We start from the raw sequence: 23076 nt of genomic DNA, 5'->3' as shown, positions 1-23076 counted from the left end.
AACCTGGGGCCGTACCATCGCGCCATGGCCAAGGCACCCGTACTCACACCGCGGGCGGACGACTTCCCCCGCTGGTACCAGGATCTGATCAACAAGGCGGAGCTGGCCGACAACGGCCCAGTGCGCGGCAGCATGGTGATCCGACCGTACGGATACGGCCTCTGGGAGCGGATGCAGCAGGAGATGGACGCCCGGATCAAGGAGACGGGCACCCAGAACGCCTACTTCCCGGTCCTGATCCCGCAGTCGTACCTGGCCAGGGAGGCCGACCACGTCGAGGGCTTCGCGCCCGAACTCGCCGTGGTCACGCACGGCGGTGGCAAGGAACTCGAGGAGCCCGCGGTCGTCCGCCCCACCTCCGAGATGATCATCAACGAGTACTTCGCGAAGTGGGTGCAGAGCTACCGCGACCTGCCGTTGCTGATCAACCAGTGGGCCAACGTGGTCCGTTGGGAGCTGCGCCCCCGACTCTTCCTGCGGACGAGCGAGTTCCTCTGGCAGGAGGGCCACACCGCGCACGCCACGTACGAGGAGGCGCGCGACTTCGCCTCGCACATCCACCGCGAGGTCTACGAGGACTTGGGCCAGAACTTCGCCAAGGCATTCAACACCCGGTACCTGTCCAGGGAAGGCCGGCAGGAACTCGTCTGGCAGACCTCCTGGGGCTCGACGACCCGCATGATCGGCGCCCTGGTGATGATGCACGGCGACGACAACGGCCTGCGGGTCCCGCCGAACCTCGCGCAGATCCAGGTCGTCGTCCTCGCCATCAAGGGCGACGAGCCGGTTCTCGCCAAGGTCCGCGAGATCGGCGACCGGCTGAAGGCGGCGGGCGTACGCGTGCGGGTGGACGACCGTACGGACATCCCCTTCGGGCGCCGCGCCGTCGACTGGGAACTGAAGGGCGTGCCCGTACGGATCGAGGTCGGCCCCCGTGACCTGGAGAACGGCACGGCGATGCTGGCCCGCCGCATCCCGGGAGGCAAGGAGCCGGTGGCCGTCGACGCCCTCGTCGGACTGCTCCCCGGGGTCCTGGAGGAGGACCAGGCACTGCTGCTGAAGCAGTCGCGCGAGCGGCGACTGTCCCGTACGTCGGAGGTGTCGACGATCGAGGAGGCCGTGGAGGCGGCCGGCGCCGGCGGGTGGGCGCGCATCCCGTGGGCGACACTCGGCGAAGAAGGCGAGGCCAGACTGGCCGAGCACGCCGTGACCGTACGGTGTCTGGTCGCCGAGGACGGGTCGGTGCCCGAGACCGAGGACGCGCCCGGTAACGTCGCGGTCGTCGCGCGCGCTTACTGAGGTGAGCCCCTTCCGGTGCGAGAGCGGCCGAAACGCCCCTTGCGCATCCGCGGACCACAGCCGCCCCCGCGTGCGGACATCGTCTACGCGCGGGGGCGTACGTCAGACTACGCACCAGCTTGGTACGAGCTGTGAGGCTTCTCCGCAGATCAGCGCACTAGCCCTCGTCAGGACGCATCAGCGGCAACTGACGGGTACGTGCAAATTATTTGGGATGCCCCGGAATCGGAACACAGGGGCACCCCGGCTCGTTGTCATTACGTGAGCACGACACAGACACCACCTGTTCTCGCCGCAGAACTGGCGCAGGCGTGGGCCGACATTCAGCGGTACCACCCCGAGCTGCCCGATCTTGCCGCGCCCGAGTCTCTGATCGGAGAGTCCTCGTCCGCCTGCGGGCACGAGCTCTCCTTCGAGCGGCTGCTTCACGAGGCAGTCCATGGCATCGCCGCCTCGCGCGGTGTGCGCGACACGTCCCGTGCCGGCCGCTACCACAACCGCCGATTCCTCGCGATCGCCGAGGAGCTGGGCCTGGACCATCCCGAGGAACCGCACCCCAGCAGCGGTTTCTCCCTGGTCACGCTCAACCCCGAGGCCAAACGCCGCTACCGCCCGACCATGGAACGCCTCCATCGCGCCCTCAAGGCCCACACGGCCGCGACCGCCGCGGACACGGCCCGTTCCTTCCGCGGACCCGCCGCCCGGCACGGCTCCTCGGGCGGAGGCGTGCGCGTGAAGGCCGTCTGCGACTGCGGCCGCAACGTCCGGGTCGTCCCGTCCGTACTCGCCCAGGCGCCGATCGTGTGCGGCGGCTGCGGAAAGCCGTTCCGTATCCCGGAGGTCGTGGGCGCGGCGGCGAGCTGACTGCCCATCCCGGCATCTCGTGGGTGTCGGACGAGCAGACGGTGTGGACGCGGGCGTGCCGGTGCCCGGTCCTCCCCGCGCGGTCGCGTGCACCCGTGGCCTCGCGGGGAGGACCGGGCCGCCGGGGCAACCGCGGGCGCGCTCGACGGAGGCCCCCAGGGGCCGGGTGTCGTTCAGGCATGCCCGCAGAACCGGGGTAAGGGCGACCCGCGCGGTGTGGCACAATGGCTAGCTGTACTCGACAGTCGCATAGGACCCCTCTCTCCTCCGGCTGACGCGTCCATCGGGCACTCGGGTACCGCAACCCCACGCGGCCATCTCGCCGTGCCCAACCACGTCAAGACCAGGAGACACCACTTCCGTGGCAGTCAAGATCAAGCTGAAGCGTCTGGGCAAGATCCGCGCGCCTCACTACCGCATCGTCGTCGCCGACTCCCGTACCCGCCGTGACGGCCGGGCCATCGAGGAGATCGGCCTGTACCACCCGGTGCAGAACCCCTCGCGCATGGAGGTCGACGCGGACCGCGTGGCCTACTGGCTCTCCGTCGGCGCGCAGCCGACCGAGCCCGTGCTCGCGATCCTGAAGAAGACCGGCGACTGGCAGAAGTTCAAGGGCGAGCCCGCCCCGGCTCCGCTGCTGCAGCCGGCCCCGAAGGCCGCGCGTCCGCTGTTCGAAGCCCTTGGTGGCGACGACGAGGGCAAGGGTGAGGCCATCACCCAGAAGAAGAAGGCCGAGAAGAAGGACGAGGCCACCGCTGAGTCCTCTGCGTCTGCGCCGACCGAGGCCTGAGCATGCTCGAGGAGGCTCTCGAGCACCTCGTGAAGGGCATCGTCGACAACCCCGACGATGTGCAGGTCGCCTCGCGTGACCTGCGCCGCGGGCGCGTGCTCGAGGTCCGGGTCCATCCCGACGACCTCGGCAAGGTGATCGGTCGCAACGGCCGTACCGCTCGTGCCCTGCGCACCGTCGTGGGCGCCATCGGCGGCCGCGGAGTCCGTGTCGACCTCGTCGACGTGGACCACGTCCGCTGACGTCGAAACACAGCACCGGCTCGGGCCGGGGAGGGCCACTGGCCCTCCCCGGCCCGACGTCGTATGACCCTCGGGGTCGTACGGCCGCTCGTACGACAGGAGATCAACACAAGTGCAGCTGGTAGTCGCTCGCGTCGGCCGCGCCCACGGCATCAAGGGCGAGGTCACCGTCGAGGTACGCACCGACGAGCCGGAACTGAGGCTCGCCCCCGGCGCCGTCCTGGCCACCGACCCGGCCTCGACCGGACCGCTGACCATCGAGACGGGCCGCGTCCACAGTGGCCGCCTCCTGCTGCGCTTCGCGGGCGTGCGTGACCGCAACGCCGCCGAGGCGCTGCGCAACACCCTGCTGATCGCCGAGGTGGATCCGGAGGCTCTCCCCGAGGAGGAGGACGAGTACTACGACCACCAGCTGATGGACCTGGACGTGGTGACCAAGGACGGCGTCGAGGTGGGCCGGATCACCGAGATCTCGCACCTGCCCTCCCAGGACCTCTTCGTCGTGGAGCGGCCGGACGGCACGGAGGTGCTGATCCCGTTCGTCGAGCAGATCGTCACCGAGATCGACCTGACGGAGCAGCGCGCGGTCATCGACCCGCCCCCCGGCCTGATCGACGACCGGGCCGAGATCGCCTCCTCGAGGGACGAGTCCGGGGAAGAGGCGTGATGCGGCTCGACGTCGTCACGATCTTCCCGGAGTACCTGGAGCCGCTGAACGTCTCCCTCGTCGGCAAGGCACGCGCGCGTGGACAGCTGAACGTGCACGTGCACGACCTGCGCTCCTGGACGTACGACCGGCACAACACCGTCGACGACACCCCGTACGGCGGCGGTCCCGGCATGGTGATGAAGACCGAGCCGTGGGGCGACGCCCTGGACTCCGTGCTGGCCGACGGCTACGAGACGGGCTCCCACGCGCCGGCCCTCGTCGTCCCCACACCCAGCGGCCGCCCCTTCACCCAGGAACTCGCCGTCGAACTTTCCGAGCGCCCGTGGCTGGTCTTCACGCCGGCTCGCTACGAGGGCATCGACCGCCGTGTCGTCGACGAGTACGCCGCCCGGATGCCCGTGTACGAGGTGTCCATCGGCGACTACGTCCTGGCCGGCGGTGAGGCGGCCGTGCTCGTCGTCACCGAGGCCGTGGCGCGGCTGCTGCCCGGTGTCCTGGGCAACGCCGAGTCGCACCGGGACGACTCCTTCGCGCCGGGAGCGATGGCCAACCTCCTGGAGGGGCCCGTCTACACCAAGCCGCCCGAGTGGCGCGGCCAGGGCATCCCGGACGTGCTGCTCAGCGGGCACCACGGCAAGATCGCCCGCTGGCGCCGCGACGAGGCGCTGCGGCGTACCGCGGCCAACCGGCCCGACCTCATCGAGCGATGCGAGCCCAAGGCCTTCGACAAGAAGGACCGCGAGATGCTCTCCATCCTGGGCTGGGCCCCGGACCCCGAGGGGGAGTCCCACGGCCGATTTTGGCGCAGGCCAGAGGGCATGGAACAATAGGCCGCTGTTGTGTGCCGTCCGGCGTGCGCCCCTGCCACAGGGGGACACGACGCCCGCCCCGACGCGCACGGCTCTCATCCAGAACATCAACTTCCGTCGATGACCTGTGGCATTGACGAAGAAAGCAGACGAAATGGCTCACCTGCTCGACTCCGTCGACTCCGCATCGCTGCGGACCGACATCCCGGCCTTCCGCCCGGGTGACACCGTCAACGTCCACGTCCGCGTCATCGAGGGCAACCGCTCTCGTGTGCAGCAGTTCAAGGGCGTCGTCATCCGCCGCCAGGGCGCCGGTGTCCGCGAGACCTTCACGGTCCGCAAGGTCTCGTTCTCCGTCGGCGTCGAGCGCACCTTCCCGGTGCACACCCCGATCGTCGAGAAGATCGAGCTCGTCAGCCGCGGTGACGTGCGTCGCGCGAAGCTCTACTACCTGCGCGAGCTGCGCGGCAAGGCCGCGAAGATCAAGGAGAAGCGCGACCGCTGATCTCGCGCCGGTTACCACAGCAGGGCCGGATAGCATCTGGCCCCGATGGACACCGAAGCACAGCCGACGGAGCGCGACCGCTCCTCCCGCCCTCAGGGATCCGAGACCTCGGACCCGAAGGAGCCGGAGGGACGGTCGCGTTTCGCGTTGGTGTCGAGGATCACCGACTGGCTCCCCGGCGGGCGGATCACGCTGACCTTCCTGGTCTGCCTGCTGTTTTTGCTCGTCCTCAACACATTCGTGGTGCAGCCCTTCCAGATTCCCAGCGGATCCATGGAATCCGGATTGAGGATCGGGGACCGGGTTCTCGTAAATAAGTTGGCGTACCGTTTTGGTGCCGAGCCGCGGCGCGGCGACGTCGTCGTGTTCGACGGCACGGGCTACTTCGGGGACGCGGACTACATCAAACGCGTTGTGGGTGTGGGGGGAGACCACGTGGTCTGCTGTGACGAGGAGGGGAGGGTCCGGGTGAACGGCCGGCCGGTCGACGAGTCGACTTTCCTGTACCCCGGTGACAGTCCGTCCACGGTGCCCTTCGACCTCGCGGTGCCCGACGGCACCCTTTTCGTGCTCGGCGACCACCGCAGCGACTCCAGCGACTCCCGCGACCACCTCGGTTCACCGGGCGGCGGCATGATCCCGGTCGGGGAGGTCGTCGGCCGCGCCGACTGGATCGTGTGGCCCACCGCCCACTGGACCCGCCTGCAGCGGCCCGGCGCCTACGCGCGCGTGCCCGCCCCGGACGGTGCCCATGGGTAACCGGGGCAGACGGCGCGGTACGGGCGTCAGCGCGGCCGAGGACCTGCTGCCCACCGGCTCCCGGCGCGCCGCCGGATCGGCCGCCGGCCGCTCGCGCGCCGACCGGCGCAAGCTCCAGCGCAAGGTCAAGCGGCGCCGCAGGCGCAGCGCGGTCAAGGAGATACCCCTCCTGGTCGGCGTCGCGGTCCTCATCGCGCTCGTCCTGAAGACCTTCCTTCTCCAGGCGTTCGTCATCCCGTCCGGCTCGATGGAGCAGACGATCCGGATCGGCGACCGTGTCCTGGTCGACAAGTTCACCCCCTGGTTCGGCTCCGAGCCCAAGCGCGGGGACGTCGTCGTCTTCAAGGACCCCGGCGGCTGGCTCCAGGACGAGCAGACCACCACCAAGAAGGACGACCCCATCGTCGTCAAGCAGGTCAAGGAGGGGCTCACCTTCATCGGCCTGCTGCCGTCCGACAATGAGAAGGACCTCATCAAGCGGGTCGTCGGCGTCGGCGGCGACCGGGTCAAGTGCTGTGACGCCCAGGGCCGGGTCACCGTCAACGGCGTGCCCCTGGAGGAGGGGGCGTACCTGTATCCGGGAAACGTCCCCTCCGAATCGGAGTTCGACATCACCGTGCCGCAGGGGCGGTTGTGGGTGATGGGCGACCACCGGGGAAACTCCGCCGACTCCCGCGCGCACCAGAACACCGACTACGGCGGCACGGTCTCCCTCGACTCGGTGGTGGGCCGTGCCAAGGTCATCGCCTGGCCGCTCGGACACTGGACCTCACTGGACGAACCGAAAACCTTCGCTTCGGTGTCCGACTCGGCAGCCGGGTCGACCGCGGCTCCCGAACTGTCGCATAGGGTTGCCTCCGAGGATCTCAACGGAATGATCCGACTCCCGAGCCCTGCGGAACTCCCGCTCGTTATGGGAGTGGTGGGCCTGCGCCGCGTCTGGGGCAGGCAGCGGCACAGAGTGAGGAGTTGGCGTGGGGGATGTTGCGGTTGGCGCACGGTCCGGACACGACGGCGAGGAGCACCGCGGACGCCCCGTGGAAGCGGACGCCCCGGCCGCGGACGGCGCCGTGACCTTCGGGAGTGACGCCGGAGCGACGGAGGACGGACCGGGCACGGGTGAGGAGCCGAGGACACAGGGACCCGAGGGCGAGGGTCCGGGAGACTCGGCCCGGGGGCCGAAGAAGCCCCGCTCCTTCTGGAAGGAGCTGCCGATCCTGATCGGCATCGCGCTCGTGCTCGCGTTGCTGATCAAGACGTTCCTGGTGCAGGCGTTCTCGATTCCTTCCGACTCGATGCAGAACACCCTCCAGCAGGGTGACCGCGTCCTCGTCGACAAGTTGACCCCGTGGTTCGGCTCCGAGCCGGAGCGCGGCGAGGTCGTCGTCTTCCACGACCCCGACAACTGGCTGGCCGGCGAGCCGACGGCGAACCCGAACGCCGTGCAGACCTTCCTCAGCTGGATCGGCCTCATGCCGTCCGCGGAGGAGAAGGACCTGATCAAGCGCGTCATCGGGGTGGGCGGCGACACCGTCTCGTGCAAGGGCACCGGCCCGCTGAAGGTCAACGGCAAGGCGCTGAACGAGTCGTCGTACGTGTACGCGGGCAACACTCCGTGCAGCGTCGACGACCAGGGCGGCCAGTTCACGGTGAAGGTCCCCAAGGGCTCCATCTGGGTGATGGGCGACCACCGGCAGAACTCGCGCGACTCCCGCTACAACCAGGCGGACGAGCACAAGGGCATGGTCCCGGTGAAGGAGGTCGTCGGCCGCGCCGTGGTCAAGGCCTGGCCGATCAACCGCTGGGGCACGCTGCCGGTTCCCGACACCTTCGACCAGCCCGGTCTGAACGACCAGTCGTCGGCCTCCGCCGCCCTGACGGTGGCACCGAACGGCATCGCGCTCGTCGGCGTGGTCCCGGTGGCGCTGTGGCGTCGCAGGAGGACGGCCGTCGCCGAGACCCGCTGAGAAGCGGTTCTGCGGAGGCGATCCTTCCGCCGCGTTACCCGGGTGCGTGAATCCCTGGTGGAGCTGTGACCCCGGCCGCGCCGGAAGGGCTGACCGGGTCAGGTACTGCCGGGTAGGGTGCGGACCCATGGGTGGCGAGAGTGCGACGCGTACGGCCCCGCGCAGCGGCGGCACAGACAAGGGCCCGGTGGGCAGCCGGACCGGACAGCGGTTGTCCGGTCTGGCTGTGGCGCTGGGCCTGCTGCTGTTTCTCGGGGGGTTCGGCTGGGGAGCGGTGGTCTACCGGCCGTACACGGTGCCCACCAGTTCGATGAGTCCGACCATCGCCGCGGGCGACCGCGTGATGGCGGAGCGCGTCGACGGTTCAGAGGTGCGTCGCGGTGACGTCGTGGTGTTCACGGACAAGACCTGGGTGAGCAACGCCGCCGTGGTCAAGCGCGTGGTCGCGGTCGGCGGCGACACGGTCGCCTGCTGCACGAACGGCAAGCTGACCGTCAACGGCAAGCAGATCGAGGAACCGTATCTGCCCAAGGGGAGCCTGGCCGAGATCACGGACTTCCCGACCGTGACGGTGCCTAAGGGCCGGCTGTTCCTGCTCGGTGACGAGCGCCAGGGATCACTGGACTCCACGGCCCACCTGGCCGACGCGGCCGGGGGCACCGTCTCCCGTACCGCGGTGTCGGCCCGAGTCGACGCGGTCGTGTGGCCCATGAACGGGATGCTGAAGCGACCGACCGGCTTCGAGACGCTCGGCACCCTCTCCACGCCGGGACCGCTCCGGGCGGTGGTGGCCCTGATTATCGCCGGCGCCGTGCTCATCCTCGGCGGTGGCGCGTACGGCCCGATCGCCAAGCGGATGGGCGGCGCCCGGGCCCGTACGGGGACGGAGCCGGCCGGTGCCCGCTGAGGCCACCGGGACCGGCGAGGGCGCGCACACGGACGAGGGCGGGCTGCGCAGGGTGGCCCGGGTGGTGCTGCTCGACCCGCAGGACCGCATCCTGCTGTTGCACGGACACGAGCCGGACGATCCGGCGGACGACTGGTGGTTCACCCCCGGCGGCGGGGTGGAGGGCGACGAGACCCGTGAAGAGGCCGCTCGCAGGGAACTCGTGGAGGAGACCGGCATCACCGAGGTCGAGCTGGGCCCGGTGCTGTGGCGGCGGACGTGCTCCTTCCCCTTCGCGGGGCGCCGCTGGGACCAGGACGAGTGGTACTACCTGGCCCGTACGACGCAGACGGTCGTCGAGGCCGCCGGCCTCACCGAACTGGAGCGACGCAGCGTCGCCGGAGCGCGCTGGTGGACGTGTCAGGAACTGACCCGGGCACGTGAGACGGTGTATCCGACCAGACTCGCCGAGCTGCTGCGCAGGCTGCTCGACGAAGGTCCCCCGGCCGGGCCCGTGACCCTGGACACCGAAATCGTCTAGGGGCCGACGGGACTGGCGCACAATGGTGGGATCGCACGGCTGAAGGGGAACATGCCATGAGCGCCGAGGACCTCGAGAAGTACGAGACCGAGATGGAGCTGAAGCTCTACCGGGAGTACCGCGATGTCGTCGGTCTGTTCAAATACGTGATCGAGACCGAGCGGCGTTTCTACCTCACCAACGACTACGAGATGCAGGTGCACTCGGTCCAGGGTGAGGTGTTCTTCGAGGTGTCGATGGCGGACGCCTGGGTGTGGGACATGTATCGGCCGGCGCGCTTCGTGAAGCAGGTGCGCGTGCTGACGTTCAAGGACGTGAACATCGAGGAGCTCAACAAGAGCGACCTCGAGCTGCCGGGCGGGTGACGGTCACTCGCGGGGGTGACGGGGTTTTCCACAACCGCTGAGTAGTCCACCAAGATCCACTTCATGGGTGGGGATGCGTGACGGTTGGCGCCGGAGGTGGTGCCGACATGAACGCCGATCAGACACGCAGGGCACTGGGCAGGTACGGCGAGGATCTCGCCGCGCGGCGGCTGACCGAGGCCGGGATGACGGTGCTGGAGCGCAACTGGCGCTGCGGCCGGACCGGAGAGATCGACATCGTGGCACGGGACGGTGACGTCCTGGTCGTGTGCGAGGTCAAGACGCGCAGGACGGGTGTTTTCGAGCACCCCATGGCCGCGGTGACCCCCGACAAGGCGCAGCGGCTGCGCGGCCTCGCCGAACGCTGGATCCAGACCCACGGCGGCGCTCCACCGGGAGGCGTCCGCATCGACCTCGTGGGCGTCGTCCTGCCCCGGCGCGGAGCCGCCGTGGTCGAGCACGCGCGAGGGGTGGCCTGATGGCATTCGCCCGTACGTGCTCGGTGACGCTGGTGGGCGTCGAGGGTGTGGTCGTCGAGGTCCAGGCCGACCTCGAACCGGGAGTCGCCGCGTTCACGCTGGTGGGACTGCCCGACAAGAGCCTGACGGAGAGCCGGGACCGGGTACGGGCCGCGGTGGTCAACTCGGGCGGGGAGTGGCCGCAGAAGAAGCTCACGGTCGGACTCAGCCCGGCGTCGGTGCCGAAGGCGGGCAGCGGGTTCGACCTCGCGGTCGCCTGCGCGGTGCTCGGCGCCGCCGAGCGGATCGACCCGCGTGTGCTGGCAGACATCGTGATGATCGGCGAGCTCGGCCTGGACGGCCGGGTCCGCCCCGTGCGGGGCATCCTGCCCGCGGTGCTGGCCGCCGCGGAGGCCGGCTACGAACAGGTCGTCGTGCCGGAGTCCGCGGCGGCGGAGGCCTCCCTCGTACCGGGCGTCTCCGTGCTGGGCGTGCGCAGCCTGCGCCAGCTGATCGCCGTCCTCGCGGACGAACCCGTGCCCGAGGAGGAGCCCGACGACCTCGGGCGTCCCGATCCGCTCCTCGCCGGTCTCCGCATGCCGGGCACGGGTGCCGCGACCGGCCTGCACGGCATGGGCGCCGCACACCACGACCAGGCCCACGACCTGGCCGATGTCGTGGGCCAGACCTCGGCACGCACGGCGGTGGAGGTGGCCGCGGCAGGTGGTCACCACCTGTTCCTCGAAGGACCGCCCGGTGCCGGGAAGACGATGCTCGCGGAACGGCTGCCCGCAGTGCTGCCCCGGCTCGGCCGGCAGGAGTCGCTCGAGGTCACGGCGGTGCACTCGGTGGCAGGCCTGCTCCCCGCGGGCAAACCGCTGATCGACGTCGCCCCCTACTGCGCCCCGCACCACTCGGCGACCATGCAGGCCCTGGTCGGCGGCGGTCCCGGCATCGCGCGGCCCGGAGCCGTGTCGCTGTCCCATCGGGGTGTGCTGTTCCTGGACGAGAGCCCGGAGTTCGGCAGCCGGGCGCTCGACGCGCTGCGGCAGCCCCTCGAGTCGGGGCATGTGGTGATCGCGCGCAGTGCGGGCGTCGTGCGCTTCCCGGCGCGTTTCCTGATGGTTCTCGCGGCCAACCCGTGCCCGTGCGGCCGCTTCTCCGTCCGGGACTCCCTGTGCGAGTGTCCGCCCTCGGCGATCCGCCGCTATCAGGCCCGGCTCTCCGGCCCGCTCCTCGACCGGGTCGACCTCCGGGTCCAGGTGGAAGGAGTCACGCGGGAGCAACTGACCGCGCGCGGCACCCGGGGCGAATCCACCGCCACGGTCGCCGAGCGGGTCCGGGCGGCCAGGGAACGGGCGGCTACGCGCCTGGCCGACAGCCCGTGGCGGGCCAACAGTGAGGTTCCCGGACGCGAGCTGCGCAGTCGTTGGCACGCCACGGCCGGCGCCATGGACGAGGCGGAACGCAGTCTGGAGCGGGGCGTCCTGACCGCGCGCGGACTCGACCGGGTCCTGCGCGTCGCCTGGACCGTCGCGGACCTCGTCGGCCACGACCGGCCCGACGCGACCGACGTCGCCCTGGCCCTGCAACTGCGCACCGGAGTGCCACGGGGTGTGCCCATGGCCATCGGGGCACTGACGTGACCCCCGCTGCCGGTCCGGCCGACGAACTGCTCGCCCGGGTCTTCCTCACCCGGGTCGTCGAGCCGGGCGACGAGGCCGGTGGCCGGTGGGTGCGGCAGCGCGGGGCTCAGGAGGCCGTCCGCCTGTTGCGCGGTGGCGCGCCGCGGCCCCCGGGAGTGAGCGAGCGGCGCTGGACCGGGCTGCTGGCCCGAGCGGAACGGGCCGAGCCACAGCGCGATCTCGAGGTCGCGAGGGAGTCCGGGGTGCGGTTCGTGTGCCCCGGCGACCCCGAGTGGCCGCGGCAGCTCGAGGACCTGGGCGACGCGCGGCCCCTGGGGCTCTGGGTGCGCGGCCGGCCGAGTCTGCGGATGTGGGCGCTCCGGTCGGTCGCGGTCGTCGGCGCCCGCGCCTGCACGGCGTACGGCGCGCACATGGCGGCCACCCTCTCCGCCGGACTCGCCGAACGCGGATGGGTGGTCGTGTCCGGCGGCGCCTACGGAGTCGACGGAGCCGCCCACCGTGGTGCCCTCGGCGCCGGCGGCGCCACCGTCGCTGTACTGGCCTGCGGCGTCGACCGGCCCTACCCGCGCGGACACACCGAGTTGCTCACCAGGATCGCGGGACAAGGTCTCGTGGTCGGGGAGTTGCCGCCGGGGGAGCATCCGACACCGAGCCGTTTCGTCCTGCGGAACCGGGTGATCGCCGCGCTCACCAGGGGAACCGTGGTGGTCGAGGCAGCCCACCGCAGCGGCTCGCTGGTCACCGCCCGGGCCGCGCAACGGCTGGGACGTCACACGATGGGGGTACCCGGCCCGGTCACCAGCGGTCTGTCCGCGGGTGTGCACGAGCTGCTGCGCGGGGACGCCGTGCTGGTCACGGACGCGGCAGAGGTCGTCGAACTGGTCGGCGACATGGGCGAGCTGGCCCCGGACAGACGGGGGCCGGTACTGCCGCGCGACCTGCTCGACGCCGCCGCCAGACGCGTCCTGGCGGCCCTGCCGGGGAGTCGCGGGGCGACGGCGGACGAGATCGCGCGCGGCGCTCAGACCACGCGGGACGACGCGGTCGCCAGGCTGTACGAACTCCGATCACTTGGTTACGTCGAACGACACGGCGACGGCTGGAAGTTGACACGCCAGGCGATGATCTCCGTCCGCGGTGATCGGAGTCGATGCTGACCGAGCGTGTTCGGCCGTCCGGGGGAAGCCCGGAAGCCCTTGGAATGCGCGGAGTTGGTGTGATCTGGTGATCACATTCAGCGACCGGCACGCCTGGGCGGGGTGTCCGGCGGAACGCGCCCACGCGTACGGCGGGCCCCGCTCTTCGCGCACTGCGACGCTCCAGTCACGCTACGCTCACGTGAATTCAGACGCACACCGGCAAGCTCCCATCAGACCGACAGCTCACCCAGGTACCACCACTTCACGGCAGAACGGCACAAGGCGACGAATGCCCCAGCACACCTCCGGGTCCGACCGGGCGGCGATCCCCGCAGCCGCCCGTGACGGTGGCAGCGTGCGACCGCCCGCTCCCTCGACGCTCGACGAGCTGTGGCGGTCGTACAAGACGTCGGGGGACGAGCGGCTGCGCGAGCAGCTGATCCTGCACTACTCACCGCTCGTCAAGTACGTGGCCGGCCGGGTGAGCGTGGGGCTGCCGCCCAACGTCGAGCAGGCCGACTTCGTCTCCTCCGGGGTGTTCGGGCTCATCGACGCGATCGAGAAGTTCGACATCGACCGGGAGATCAAGTTCGAGACGTACGCGATCACGCGGATCCGCGGAGCGATGATCGACGAGTTGCGGGCGCTGGACTGGATCCCGCGGTCCGTGCGGCAGAAGGCGCGCAACGTCGAGCGGGCGTACGCCACACTGGAGGCACGGCTGCGGCGGACGCCGAGCGAGCTGGAGGTGGCCTCCGAGATGGGCATCGCGGTGGACGAACTCCACGCGGTGTTCAGCCAGTTGTCGCTGGCGAACGTGGTGGCCCTGGAGGAGCTGCTGCACGTCGGGGGTGAGAGCGGGGACCGGCTCAGCCTGATGGACACGCTGGAGGACACCGCCGCGGACAACCCCGTGGTGGTGGCCGAGGACCGGGAGCTGCGGCGTTTCCTGGCGCGGGCGATCAACACGCTGCCCGAGCGGGAGAAGACGGTGGTCACGCTGTACTACTACGAGGGCCTCACGCTCGCGGAGATCGGCAACGTGCTGGGTGTGACCGAGAGCCGGGTGAGCCAGATCCACACCAAGTCGGTGCTGCAGCTGCGGGCGAAGCTGGCGAGTTTCGGTCGCTGACCTGGGCGGATGGCCGGGTGAGGCGCGGGAGGAGTTGTGCGGGGGTTGCTCAGCCACGGGGTCGGTGCTGAGCTGCCGTCGCCCTGACTCCGGCCGGCCGGAGTCAGGCTGCGCCCGGGCTCTGGCCGCGCTCCGGCGAGGCTCCGACGGGCTCCGGTCCGGTGGAGTGACTCCCGTCGGGGGTGGCGCGTCCGTAAAGTGGATGACGTGCCAAGGATTCGAGCGGCCTCCGTGGCCGAGCACCGGTCGATGCAACGAGCCGCCCTGCTGGACGCGGCTCGTGCCCTGTTGTCCGAGGGCGGGACGGAGGCGCTGACCTTCCCGGCCCTCGCCGAGCGGACGGGGCTCGCCCGGTCGTCCGTGTACGAGTACTTCCGCTCTCGCGCCGCGGTGGTCGAGGAACTGTGCGAGGTCGACTTCCCGGTGTGGGCCGACGAGGTCTCGGCGGCGATGGACCGGGCGGACTCTCCCGAGGGCAAGGTCGAGGCGTATGTCCGCCGACAGCTCGCCCTGGTCGGGGACCGGCGGCACCGGGCCGTGGTGGCGATCTCCGCCAGTGAGCTCGACGCGGGGGCCCGGGAGAAGATCCGGGCCGCCCACGGAGCGCTCGTGGCGATGATCGTCGAGGCGCTGGGCGAGCTGGGACACGCGGAACCGCGCCTGGCGGCGATGCTGCTCCAGGGCGTGGTCGATGCCGCCGTGCGGCGCATCGAGCTGGGGGCGGCGGAAGATCCCACGACCGTCACGGACGCGGCTGTCGCGATGGCGCTGCGGGGACTACGGGGCTGATCCGATCGCATGTGGCGGCCGCCCGGCCCCCGGGGCGCGCTCGGCGGACCGGCGGTCAACCAGGCAGCGGGATGCCGAGTACCGGCAGCAGCCGTGACGGGCCCCGCCTCAGGAGCCATGGGGGCAGTACGGACAGCGGGTTCAGATAAGTCTCTCCTCTGAGCAGGCCCCAGTGGACACAGGTGGCCGGGCAGTGCGAGCCCGTGGGCTCCACCGTGCCGAGCACCTCGCCCGCCGCCACCGCCTGACCCTTGCGTACGGTCGTCCGGACCGGCTCGTACGTCGTCCGCAGCGGTGGGTCGCCCGTGCCCGTCAGCTCCACCGAGACCACTCCCTTGCCGGCCACCCGGCCCGCGAAGGAGACCCGGCCCGCCGCCACCGCTCGTACCGACGTTCCGGCCGGCGCCGCCAGATCCACTCCGCGGTGGCCCCGGCCGTACACCGTCGCCGGTGGCTCCCAGCCGCGCAGGATCGCCGGGCGCGTCCCCACGGGCCACACGCGGCCGACCGGCTGGGCCGGCGGGGCGGGCGCCTGTGGGCGGCCGACCGGCTCCCACGCCGTCCGGCCCCCGGTGCTTCCCGGGAAGGCCGCCGAGGTGACCAGCACCGCCGTCACCAGCAGCGATCCCGGCCCCGTACCCATCCATCGCTTGGCTCGCATACGAGAACCGTCCCGTACCCGCCCCGGTACCGACCGGGATCTGTGGACTACTCCCGGGTTGTGGACAGCGGCGTCACCCGAGGGGTCGCGGGTCCCGTACACTTCTTCTGGCGATCCGGGTCACCGGGTCGACTTCGCACGCCCCGGCATCGGGTCGGTTTTCCGGCCGGTGTCTGCGCCCCTCGGTCCCTCGTGGCACGGCGCAAGTGGGCGTCAGGCGCGAGTGCCGTCCGGCACCCGCGGCACAACCGAGAACACCAAGGAGAACGGCCATGGCCGTCGTCACGATGCGGGAGCTGCTGGAAAGCGGCGTCCACTTCGGTCACCAGACCCGTCGTTGGAACCCGAAGATGAAGCGCTTCATCTTCACGGAGCGCAACGGCATCTACATCATCGACCTGCTCCAGTCGCTGTCGTACATCGACCGCGCCTACGAGTTCGTCAAGGAGACCGTCGCCCACGGCGGCACGGTCATGTTCGTCGGCACGAAGAAGCAGGCGCAGGAGGCCATCGCCGAGCAGGCCACCCGCGTCGGCATGCCCTACGTCAACCAGCGCTGGCTGGGCGGCATGCTCACCAACTTCTCGACCGTCTACAAGCGTCTGCAGCGCCTCAAGGAGCTCGAGCTCATCGACTTCGAGGACGTCGCCGCTTCGGGTCTGACCAAGAAGGAGCTTCTCGTGCTCTCGCGCGAGAAGGCCAAGCTGGAGAAGACCCTCGGTGGTATCCGCGAGATGTCCAAGGTGCCCAGCGCCGTCTGGATCGTGGACACCAAGAAGGAGCACATCGCGGTCGGCGAGGCCCGGAAGCTCAACATCCCGGTCGTCGCCATCCTCGACACCAACTGCGACCCCGACGAGGTCGACTACAAGATCCCGGGCAACGACGACGCGATCCGCTCCGTCACCCTGCTCACCCGTGTGATCGCGGACGCGGTCGCCGAGGGCCTCATCTCCCGCTCCGGTGTCGCCACCGAGGGCAAGGGCGACAAGGCAGCGGGCGAGCCGCTGGCCGCGTGGGAGCGCGACCTGCTCGAGGGTGAGAAGAAGGCCGACGAGGCCGAGGCCCCCGCCGCCGAGGCTGCTGCCGAGGCCCCCGCGGAGGCGCCGGCCGAGGCCGCTGCCGAGGCTCCCGCCGAGGCCGAGGCCCCTGCTGAGGCTCCGGCCGCCGAGGCCCCCGCCGCCGAGGCTCCCGCCGCGGACGCCGAGCAGGCCTGACCCGTCACCGCTTCAGGTCAATGAACGGCGGGGGCCGCGAAGCCCCCGCCGTTCGGCCCGTAGATCTTCAGACTTCGAGAGAGATTCCAGGAATCATGGCGAACTACACCGCCGCCGACGTCAAGAAGCTCCGTGAGCTCACCGGCGCCGGCATGATGGACTGCAAGAAGGCGCTGGACGAGGCCGAGGGCCACGTCGAGAAGGCCGTCGAGGCGCTCCGTATCAAGGGCCAGAAGGGCGTCGCCAAGCGCGAGGGCCGCTCCGCCGAGAACGGCGCCGTGGTCTCCATCATCGCTGACGACAACACCTCCGGTGTCCTGGTCGAGCTGAAGTGCGAGACGGACTTCGTCGCCAAGGGCGAGAAGTTCCAGGCCGTCGCCAACGCGATCGCCGAGCACGTCGCCAAGACCTCCCCGGCCGATCTCGAGGCGCTGCTCGCCTCCGAGATCGAGGCCGGCAAGACCGTTCAGGCGTTCGTCGACGAGGCCAACGCCAACCTGGGCGAGAAGATCGTCCTGGACCGCTTCGCCCAGTACGCCGACGGCTACGTGACGGCGTACATGCACCGCACGATGCCCGACCTGCCGCCGCAGATCGGTGTCCTCGTCGAGCTGGACAAGCCCAACGCCGACGTCGCCAAGGGCATCGCCCAGCACATCGCCGCCTTCTCGCCGAAGTACCTCTCCAAGGAGGACGTGCCGGCCGAGGTCGTCGAGTCCGAGCGCCGCGTCGCCGAGGAGACCACCCGCGCCGAGGGCAAGCCCGAGGCCGCCCTGCCGAAGATCGTCGAGGGTCGCCTCAACGGCTTCTTCAAGGACGCCACGCTGCTCGGCCAGCCGTACGCGCTCGACAACAAGAAGTCCGTCCAGAAGGTCCTGGACGAGGCGGGTGTCACCCTGAAGCGCTTCACGCGCATCAAGGTCGGCATCTGAGTCCGTACCGCGATCGACGCGCGATCCCCGGCGGAACCCCGCTAGGGTCGACAGCAGTCGTCCGGGTACGCCGCCGCACACGCGCGTGTGGCGGACGACAGCAGATCTGACGAGGAGGCCATTGCCGCGCATGGGATGCGAACACCCCACCGGCAATGGCCTTCTTCGTATGTGCACCATGAGGAGAACGCCATGACCACCAAGGCCCAGAAGAGCGACGACGGCAAAGTACACGGCCGGTTTCTGCTGAAGCTGTCCGGAGAGGCCTTCTCCGGTGGCGGGGGCCTGGGCGTGGACCCCGACGTGGTGCACAAGATCGCCCGCGAGATCGCGGCCGTCGTGCGTGACGGCGCGGAGATCGCCGTCGTCATCGGCGGCGGCAACTTCTTCCGCGGTGCCGAACTGCAGCAGCGCGGCATGGACCGGGCCCGCTCGGACTACATGGGCATGCTCGGCACCGTCATGAACTGCCTCGCCCTCCAGGACTTCCTGGAGAAGGAGGGCATCGACAGCCGGGTGCAGACCGCCATCACCATGGGCCAGGTCGCCGAGCCGTACATTCCGCTGCGCGCCGTGCGCCATCTGGAGAAGGGCCGCGTGGTCATCTTCGGCGCCGGGATGGGCATGCCGTACTTCTCCACCGACACCACCGCCGCCCAGCGCGCCCTGGAGATCGACGCCGAGGCACTGCTGATGGGCAAGAACGGGGTGGACGGGGTCTACGACTCCGATCCGAAGACCAACCCCGAGGCCGTCAAGTTCGACTCGCTCAGCTACGGCGAGGTCATCACCCGCGACCTGAAGGTCGCCGACATGACCGCGATCACGCTGTGCCGTGACAACAAGCTGTCCATCCTGGTCTTCGAGCTTCTGGCGGAGGGCAATATCGCCCGCGCCGTCAAGGGTGAGAAGATCGGCACGCTTGTGGGTGACCAAGGCAGCCGGGACTGACCGGTGCGCCACGCCCGTCCGCCGGACGCCATGTGTCCGTGGGGCAACAGCAGGACGGCGGACGGACCCTGACCGGGGGATGGACAATGTCCTGACGGTCGGGAACCGTGCAGGAAGAAGACGCGACGCAGCCGGCCGCCGCCCCGTAAAGGAACCGCAGCCGGGCCTACTCAAGACACGCAGGAGCAAGTGGTGATCGAAGAGACCCTCCTCGAGGCCGAGGAGAAGATGGAGAAGGCCGTCGTGGTCGCCAAGGAGGACTTCGCCGCGATCCGCACCGGCCGTGCGCACCCGGCGATGTTCAACAAGATCGTGGCCGACTACTACGGTGCGCCGACGCCGATCAACCAGCTGGCTTCGTTCTCCGTGCCGGAGCCGCGCATGGCCGTGGTGACCCCGTTCGACAAGAGCGCGCTGCGCAACATCGAGCAGGCGATCCGCGACTCGGACCTGGGCGTCAACCCGAGCAACGACGGCAACATCATCCGGGTGGTGTTCCCCGAGCTCACCGAGGAGCGCCGCCGCGACTACATCAAGGTCGCCCGGAGCAAGGCCGAGGACAGCAAGGTCTCGATCCGCTCGGTGCGCCGCAAGGCCAAGGACGCCATCGACAAGCTCGTCAAGGACGGCGACGTCGGTGAGGACGAGGGCCGTCGTGCGGAGAAGGAACTCGACGACACCACCCACAAGTACGTCGCCCAGGTGGACGAGCTCCTCAAGCACAAGGAAGCGGAGCTGCTCGAGGTCTGATGAACGACTCTTCCTGGGGAGCGCCGCCTCAAGCCGGGTACTGGGGGCCGTCCGACCAGGGGCCTGTCCAGGGGGCTGCCCCGGCGGGTCCCGCGTACGATGCGCATGACGCCCAGCACACTCGCCCCATGCCCATCGTGCCCGACGTACCCGCATCCGGCGGGAACCAGGATGACGATCGGGGGGCCGCTCGGCTGAGCGGTCCCTTGTTCCGCGACGAACCGCCGCAGCCGTTGCCGTACGACTCACAGCGGACTCCGCCGTACGACCCGCCGCAGGCCCACGTCTACGGGCCCTACGACACGCCGCAGGCGCAGCCCCACGGGGCGGCGCCGCAGAATCCGGAGCCCATGCCCGACGCCTCGCAGCCGGCGCCCGCGCCGCAGAAGAAGAGCGCGGGCCGGGACCTGGGTTCGGCCATAGGCGTCGGAGTCGGGCTCGGAGCGGTGATCGTCGCGTCCCTGTTCGTGGTCAAGGCCGTGTTCGTCGGCGTGGTCGCGGTCGCCGTCGTGGTGGGTCTGTGGGAGCTGACCACGCGGCTCGAGGAGCGCAAGGGCATCAAGGCGCCACTCGTCCCGCTCGCGCTCGGCGGCGCGGCGATGGTCGTCTCCGGATACGTCCGTGGTGCCGAGGGCGCCTGGGTGGCGATGGCGCTCACCGCGCTGGCCGTCCTCGTGTGGCGCATGACGGAGCCGCCCGAGGGCTACCTCAAGGACGTCACGGCGGGCGTCTTCGCGGCCTTCTACGTGCCGTTCCTCGCCACCTTCGTCGCGATGATGCTGCGGGCCGACGACGGCGCGTGGCGCGTTCTGACGTTTTTGCTGCTCACGGTGGTGAGCGACACCGGCGCGTACGCCGTCGGCTGGCGCTTCGGCAAGCACAAACTGGCCCCGCGCATCAGCCCCGGCAAGACCCGCGAGGGCCTGGTCGGGGCGGTCACCTTCGCGATGGTGGCGGGCGCGCTGTGCCTGCAGTTCCTGATCGACGACGGCGTGTGGTGGCAGGGGCTGGTGCTGGGCCTCGCGGTCGCGGCCAGCGCCACGCTCGGGGACCTCGGCGAGTCGATGATCAAGCGGGACCTGGGCATCAAGGACATGGGCACGCTGCTGCCGGGGCACGGCGGCATCATGGACCGTCTGGACTCCCTGCTGCCCACGGCACCGGTGGTGTGGCTGCTGCTGGTGCTGTTCGTCGGATCCGGCTGACCGGGTCGCGTCTGCACGCCGGAGCCCCCGCCCTCGCCACGAGGGCGGGGGCTTCTCGGCTTCACCCGCTGACGGCCGCCGGCCGACCGGCTCGCCACCCGTATCTGTCATGACGAGCGGACCTTCATGACGATCAGAACCTCATGACGAGCGGACCGTCATGACGAGCAGACGCTCTTCAGCTCGTCGGCGGCGGCGTCGATTTTGCCGGAGTCGGGGTTCTCGCCGTTCAGGGCGGCCTTGTTGTAGTCCGAGACCGCCTTGTCGAGATCCTTCACGGCCTTGTCGACCTTGTCGTCCCCCGCGTCGTTCTCGTCAGTGATCCTGTCGAGGCGGCGGTTCGGGGCCATGGGAGGTTCCCTTTCTCAGGGTCGGCGGATGAGACGTGCTGGTGGGAACGTGTGCCGTGTCCGACGATCCCGTCACACGGCCGCCACCACGAGGGACCGGCCTCCCTGATCGATGGTGTAGCGGGCTACACCACCGATCACGCCACGAGATCTTGCACCGGGCATTTACGGTGGCGTTCCCTGGGCGTACTCTGCATTTCCTTGCTCGGTCACTCTCGGGGGAGTGTTTGTGGGGATCGAAATCGAACAGAAGTTTGAAGTTCCCGTCGACTCCATTTCGAGTATTAGTGAGAGCCTGCGGCTCGATCCCTCCCTGGGTGACTTCACCGTCACGTATGCGCGAAAAGTGACCAACTTCGACACGTACTTCGACGTCAATGGACAGATAGCTTCACGTGACTGGTCCCTACGTGTGAGGGAGAAATCCGCCGGGCTGTTTTCTGTGGCGCTGAAACGGCCGCGCCCGGGGGTGGGCGGGGGCTCCGCTGTCCATCGCGAGGAACTGGAAAACCCGACGGACGGCTCGCTGGTCGAGGTCTTGACGGCTGTTGCGGCTGCTCTGCGAGGGGAGAACATCATTTCCGCCCCTCCCGCTCCGGTCGAGACTCTCATTCACCGGGGCGGTGTCGTCGCTGCATTACGTCAACTTGGTCTGGTCAGCGACTATCCGGTGAAAACCACGCGGGACATCTGGATGGTGGGCGACGCGAGTGGCGATGTGGCGGAACTCGTTGTTGATGAAACGGAGTACTTGGACAGCACGGAGGGGAGTGTACGCGAGGGGCGTATCGAGATTGAGATCTCTGATTCGGCGAACGCGGCCAAGCTCGACGAGATGGCCCGTTGCATCGATCGTAGGTTCAATACCCGTCAGGTGTACACCTCGAAATTCCAGCAGGCCTTGATTCACTATGCCTCGCGGCATCTTCGGGACAAGCTGGAAGCGAAGGTGACTCTGGGAGATATTTCGAGTTACGAGGCGCTGGTCGCTCAGATCAATGCGTCCGGAGAGTTCGTCCGGGGGTATCAGTTTCATCGATCTGCGGACCGCAGAATCTTTGACACGTATTTCGACACGAAGAAGCATGAGCTCTTCAAGCTGGGCTGGTATCTGCGGATGCGTCGGGAAGGGGAAACCCGGCAACTGACCTTCCGTCGGCTCAAGGAACGTGGCGAGCAGCGATACGGGCTGGTGATGCAGCAAGAGATCATAGTCCGGCCGTCCAGTGACATCGACGAGGCGTGGGCTGCGATCCAAAACTGGCTCTCTGCGGTCCGGGGCGCCTCGCGTGCGGCACCTCCGGCTGATTTTTCCGAGCTCCCGACCGCGCTCGCCGCGTCGAGCCTACGTAATAGTCTCGAAGTGGAAGTGACGAGGACATCGTGGATTGTCGACCGGGCCGACGTCCGCTCGTCCGATCTCCGAAATCGTATTGCGAAGGTGAAGTACGACAGGGTCGCCTTCCGGCGTCCTGGGCAAACGGCGCCTCTGTCTCATTTCGAGTTCGAAGTGACCGGTGTCGAAGACGAGGCCGCCGCTCCAAATACTTTGCGGCGTGACTCGTATCAAGCCTTCCTGGGTGACTTCCTGGAAGTCTGTGCGGACAGGACGAACGGCGGTCGGGTCGACAAGCGCACGAGTGCCAAGTATTTTCACGGCCTGACGGAGCTGGGCATTGTCAGCAGAAAGCCCGAGTGGCTGACGGACGGCAGACTGGAGGTGCAGATACTGGCCAGGGAGAGTGCGCCGCAAGCAGTACAGTCCCGCAACTGGGGGCTGATGCGTTTCTGGTGCGCTCTCGCGACGCTGACCGCAGGACTGTTCGCACTCAGCGTCGGACAAGGTGAAGGCCTGTTGTCGGACAGCTCACCGGACATCGTTTCGGCGGCGATGCAGACTCTTGGTTTCCTGGCCCTGGTTCTCGGTTCTTTCTTCCTGTTCAAAGACCCGCCGGGCCCCGTCTCGCGTGCTCGTCGACTGGTGATCGTCGTGTGCACGGTGATGGCGGCGGTGGCGATCAGCATCCCGTCCATGGGGCGAGGCAACGCCGCGGACGCGACCGCGTTTCTGGGCCTCCTGCCACTCATTGTCTCGCTGTCTCGGACTGGAATGAGAGGCTGAGTCCGTCCTGCCCCAGGGCCCGTTTCT

26 protein-coding genes are annotated in these 23076 nt (G+C 69.4%); 24 read left to right on the top strand and 2 right to left on the bottom strand.

The window, feature by feature from the left end:
* Positions 1-24: 24 nt before the first annotated feature.
* The 18 genes from OG985_RS15505 (at position 25) to OG985_RS15420 (ending at position 14861) form a co-directional block, all read left to right on the top strand.
* Entirely contained in the window at positions 25-1299 is a 1275-nt protein-coding gene (locus OG985_RS15505) for a His/Gly/Thr/Pro-type tRNA ligase C-terminal domain-containing protein (protein ID WP_371668920.1), read from the top strand.
* A 261-nt stretch (positions 1300-1560) separates the two neighbouring features.
* Positions 1561-2163 carry a hypothetical protein gene (locus OG985_RS15500; protein WP_371668919.1) on the top strand — a complete coding sequence of 201 codons (603 nt, stop codon included), beginning with the start codon at positions 1561-1563 and terminating at the stop codon, positions 2161-2163.
* Positions 2164-2524: 361 nt separating this feature from the next.
* Entirely contained in the window at positions 2525-2953 is a 429-nt protein-coding gene (gene rpsP, locus OG985_RS15495) for a 30S ribosomal protein S16 (protein ID WP_371668918.1), read from the top strand.
* 2 nt (positions 2954-2955) lie between these two features.
* Complete coding sequence (locus tag OG985_RS15490) at positions 2956-3195, top strand: RNA-binding protein (RefSeq protein WP_005479813.1); 240 nt, start codon at positions 2956-2958, stop codon at positions 3193-3195.
* A 112-nt stretch (positions 3196-3307) separates the two neighbouring features.
* Positions 3308-3862: a ribosome maturation factor RimM gene (gene rimM / locus OG985_RS15485; RefSeq protein WP_371668917.1), complete on the top strand. Its 555-nt coding sequence runs from the start codon at positions 3308-3310 to the stop codon at positions 3860-3862.
* Entirely contained in the window at positions 3862-4695 is an 834-nt protein-coding gene (gene trmD, locus OG985_RS15480) for a tRNA (guanosine(37)-N1)-methyltransferase TrmD (protein ID WP_371668916.1), read from the top strand. Before rimM ends, trmD begins: the two co-directional genes overlap by 1 nt.
* A 133-nt stretch (positions 4696-4828) precedes the next feature.
* Positions 4829-5179, top strand: coding sequence for a 50S ribosomal protein L19 (gene rplS, locus OG985_RS15475; protein ID WP_371668915.1), 351 nt, complete (start codon positions 4829-4831; stop codon positions 5177-5179).
* Between the two features lie 45 nt (positions 5180-5224).
* Positions 5225-5938, top strand: a complete 714-nt coding sequence (gene lepB / locus OG985_RS15470; RefSeq protein ID WP_371668914.1) for a signal peptidase I — start codon at positions 5225-5227, stop codon at positions 5936-5938.
* A complete protein-coding gene (lepB, locus tag OG985_RS15465) occupies positions 5931-7025 on the top strand; it encodes a signal peptidase I (RefSeq protein ID WP_371668913.1) in 1095 nt (364 codons plus the stop codon). Before lepB (OG985_RS15470) ends, lepB (OG985_RS15465) begins: the two co-directional genes overlap by 8 nt.
* Positions 6913-7905: a signal peptidase I gene (gene lepB, locus OG985_RS15460; RefSeq protein ID WP_371668912.1), complete on the top strand. Its 993-nt coding sequence runs from the start codon at positions 6913-6915 to the stop codon at positions 7903-7905. Before lepB (OG985_RS15465) ends, lepB (OG985_RS15460) begins: the two co-directional genes overlap by 113 nt.
* A gap of 127 nt (positions 7906-8032) precedes the next feature.
* On the top strand, positions 8033-8812 hold the full coding sequence (gene lepB, locus OG985_RS15455) for a signal peptidase I (RefSeq protein ID WP_371668911.1): 780 nt from the start codon (positions 8033-8035) through the stop codon (positions 8810-8812).
* The gene (locus tag OG985_RS15450) at positions 8802-9332 is read left to right on the top strand and encodes an NUDIX hydrolase (protein WP_371668910.1); all 531 of its coding nucleotides are present in this window, start codon (positions 8802-8804) and stop codon (positions 9330-9332) included. Before lepB (OG985_RS15455) ends, OG985_RS15450 begins: the two co-directional genes overlap by 11 nt.
* Positions 9333-9388: 56 nt before the next feature.
* Complete coding sequence (locus OG985_RS15445) at positions 9389-9697, top strand: DUF2469 domain-containing protein (RefSeq protein WP_003965949.1); 309 nt, start codon at positions 9389-9391, stop codon at positions 9695-9697.
* 107 nt (positions 9698-9804) lie between these two features.
* Entirely contained in the window at positions 9805-10176 is a 372-nt protein-coding gene (locus OG985_RS15440; RefSeq protein WP_371668909.1) for a YraN family protein, read from the top strand.
* The gene (locus tag OG985_RS15435) at positions 10176-11801 is read left to right on the top strand and encodes a YifB family Mg chelatase-like AAA ATPase (RefSeq protein WP_371668908.1); all 1626 of its coding nucleotides are present in this window, start codon (positions 10176-10178) and stop codon (positions 11799-11801) included. Before OG985_RS15440 ends, OG985_RS15435 begins: the two co-directional genes overlap by 1 nt.
* Entirely contained in the window at positions 11798-12958 is a 1161-nt protein-coding gene (gene dprA, locus OG985_RS15430) for a DNA-processing protein DprA (RefSeq protein ID WP_371668907.1), read from the top strand. The genes OG985_RS15435 and dprA overlap by 4 nt, the downstream gene beginning before the upstream one ends.
* A gap of 271 nt (positions 12959-13229) precedes the next feature.
* The gene (whiG, locus tag OG985_RS15425; protein WP_371668906.1) at positions 13230-14072 is read left to right on the top strand and encodes an RNA polymerase sigma factor WhiG; all 843 of its coding nucleotides are present in this window, start codon (positions 13230-13232) and stop codon (positions 14070-14072) included.
* 231 nt (positions 14073-14303) lie between these two features.
* The gene (locus tag OG985_RS15420) at positions 14304-14861 is read left to right on the top strand and encodes a TetR/AcrR family transcriptional regulator (RefSeq protein ID WP_371674382.1); all 558 of its coding nucleotides are present in this window, start codon (positions 14304-14306) and stop codon (positions 14859-14861) included.
* 55 nt (positions 14862-14916) lie between these two features.
* Here the strand turns inward: OG985_RS15420 and OG985_RS15415 are convergent, their stop codons facing one another.
* Positions 14917-15522, bottom strand: coding sequence for a M23 family metallopeptidase (locus OG985_RS15415; RefSeq protein WP_371668905.1), 606 nt, complete (start codon positions 15520-15522; stop codon positions 14917-14919).
* 272 nt (positions 15523-15794) lie between these two features.
* On the opposite strand from OG985_RS15415, the gene rpsB reads away from it, so the two are divergent.
* The 5 genes from rpsB to OG985_RS15390 all read left to right on the top strand — a co-directional run bounded on the left by rpsB (position 15795) and on the right by OG985_RS15390 (position 20577).
* Positions 15795-16739 carry a 30S ribosomal protein S2 gene (gene rpsB / locus OG985_RS15410; protein ID WP_371668904.1) on the top strand — a complete coding sequence of 315 codons (945 nt, stop codon included), beginning with the start codon at positions 15795-15797 and terminating at the stop codon, positions 16737-16739.
* 95 nt (positions 16740-16834) lie between these two features.
* A complete protein-coding gene (tsf, locus tag OG985_RS15405) occupies positions 16835-17671 on the top strand; it encodes a translation elongation factor Ts (protein ID WP_371668903.1) in 837 nt (278 codons plus the stop codon).
* 192 nt (positions 17672-17863) lie between these two features.
* Positions 17864-18622: a UMP kinase gene (gene pyrH, locus OG985_RS15400; RefSeq protein ID WP_371668902.1), complete on the top strand. Its 759-nt coding sequence runs from the start codon at positions 17864-17866 to the stop codon at positions 18620-18622.
* 192 nt (positions 18623-18814) lie between these two features.
* Complete coding sequence (gene frr / locus OG985_RS15395; RefSeq protein WP_250074558.1) at positions 18815-19372, top strand: ribosome recycling factor; 558 nt, start codon at positions 18815-18817, stop codon at positions 19370-19372.
* Positions 19372-20577 (top strand): phosphatidate cytidylyltransferase, encoded by a 1206-nt coding sequence (locus OG985_RS15390; RefSeq protein ID WP_371668901.1) that lies wholly within the window; start codon positions 19372-19374, stop codon positions 20575-20577. The genes frr and OG985_RS15390 overlap by 1 nt, the downstream gene beginning before the upstream one ends.
* Positions 20578-20735: 158 nt before the next feature.
* On the opposite strand, the gene OG985_RS15385 is transcribed toward OG985_RS15390, so the two are convergent.
* Positions 20736-20927 carry a hypothetical protein gene (locus OG985_RS15385; protein WP_371668900.1) on the bottom strand — a complete coding sequence of 64 codons (192 nt, stop codon included), beginning with the start codon at positions 20925-20927 and terminating at the stop codon, positions 20736-20738.
* Positions 20928-21156: 229 nt separating this feature from the next.
* On the opposite strand from OG985_RS15385, the gene OG985_RS15380 reads away from it, so the two are divergent.
* Positions 21157-23049, top strand: a complete 1893-nt coding sequence (locus OG985_RS15380; RefSeq protein ID WP_371668899.1) for a CYTH domain-containing protein — start codon at positions 21157-21159, stop codon at positions 23047-23049.
* Positions 23050-23076: the final 27 nt, after the last annotated feature.

The sequence above is a fragment of the Streptomyces sp. NBC_00289 genome, assembly GCF_041435115.1.
In the GTDB taxonomy this organism is placed as follows: Bacteria; Actinomycetota; Actinomycetes; order Streptomycetales; family Streptomycetaceae; genus Streptomyces.
This window is presented reverse-complemented; position numbering and strand designations above follow the sequence as displayed.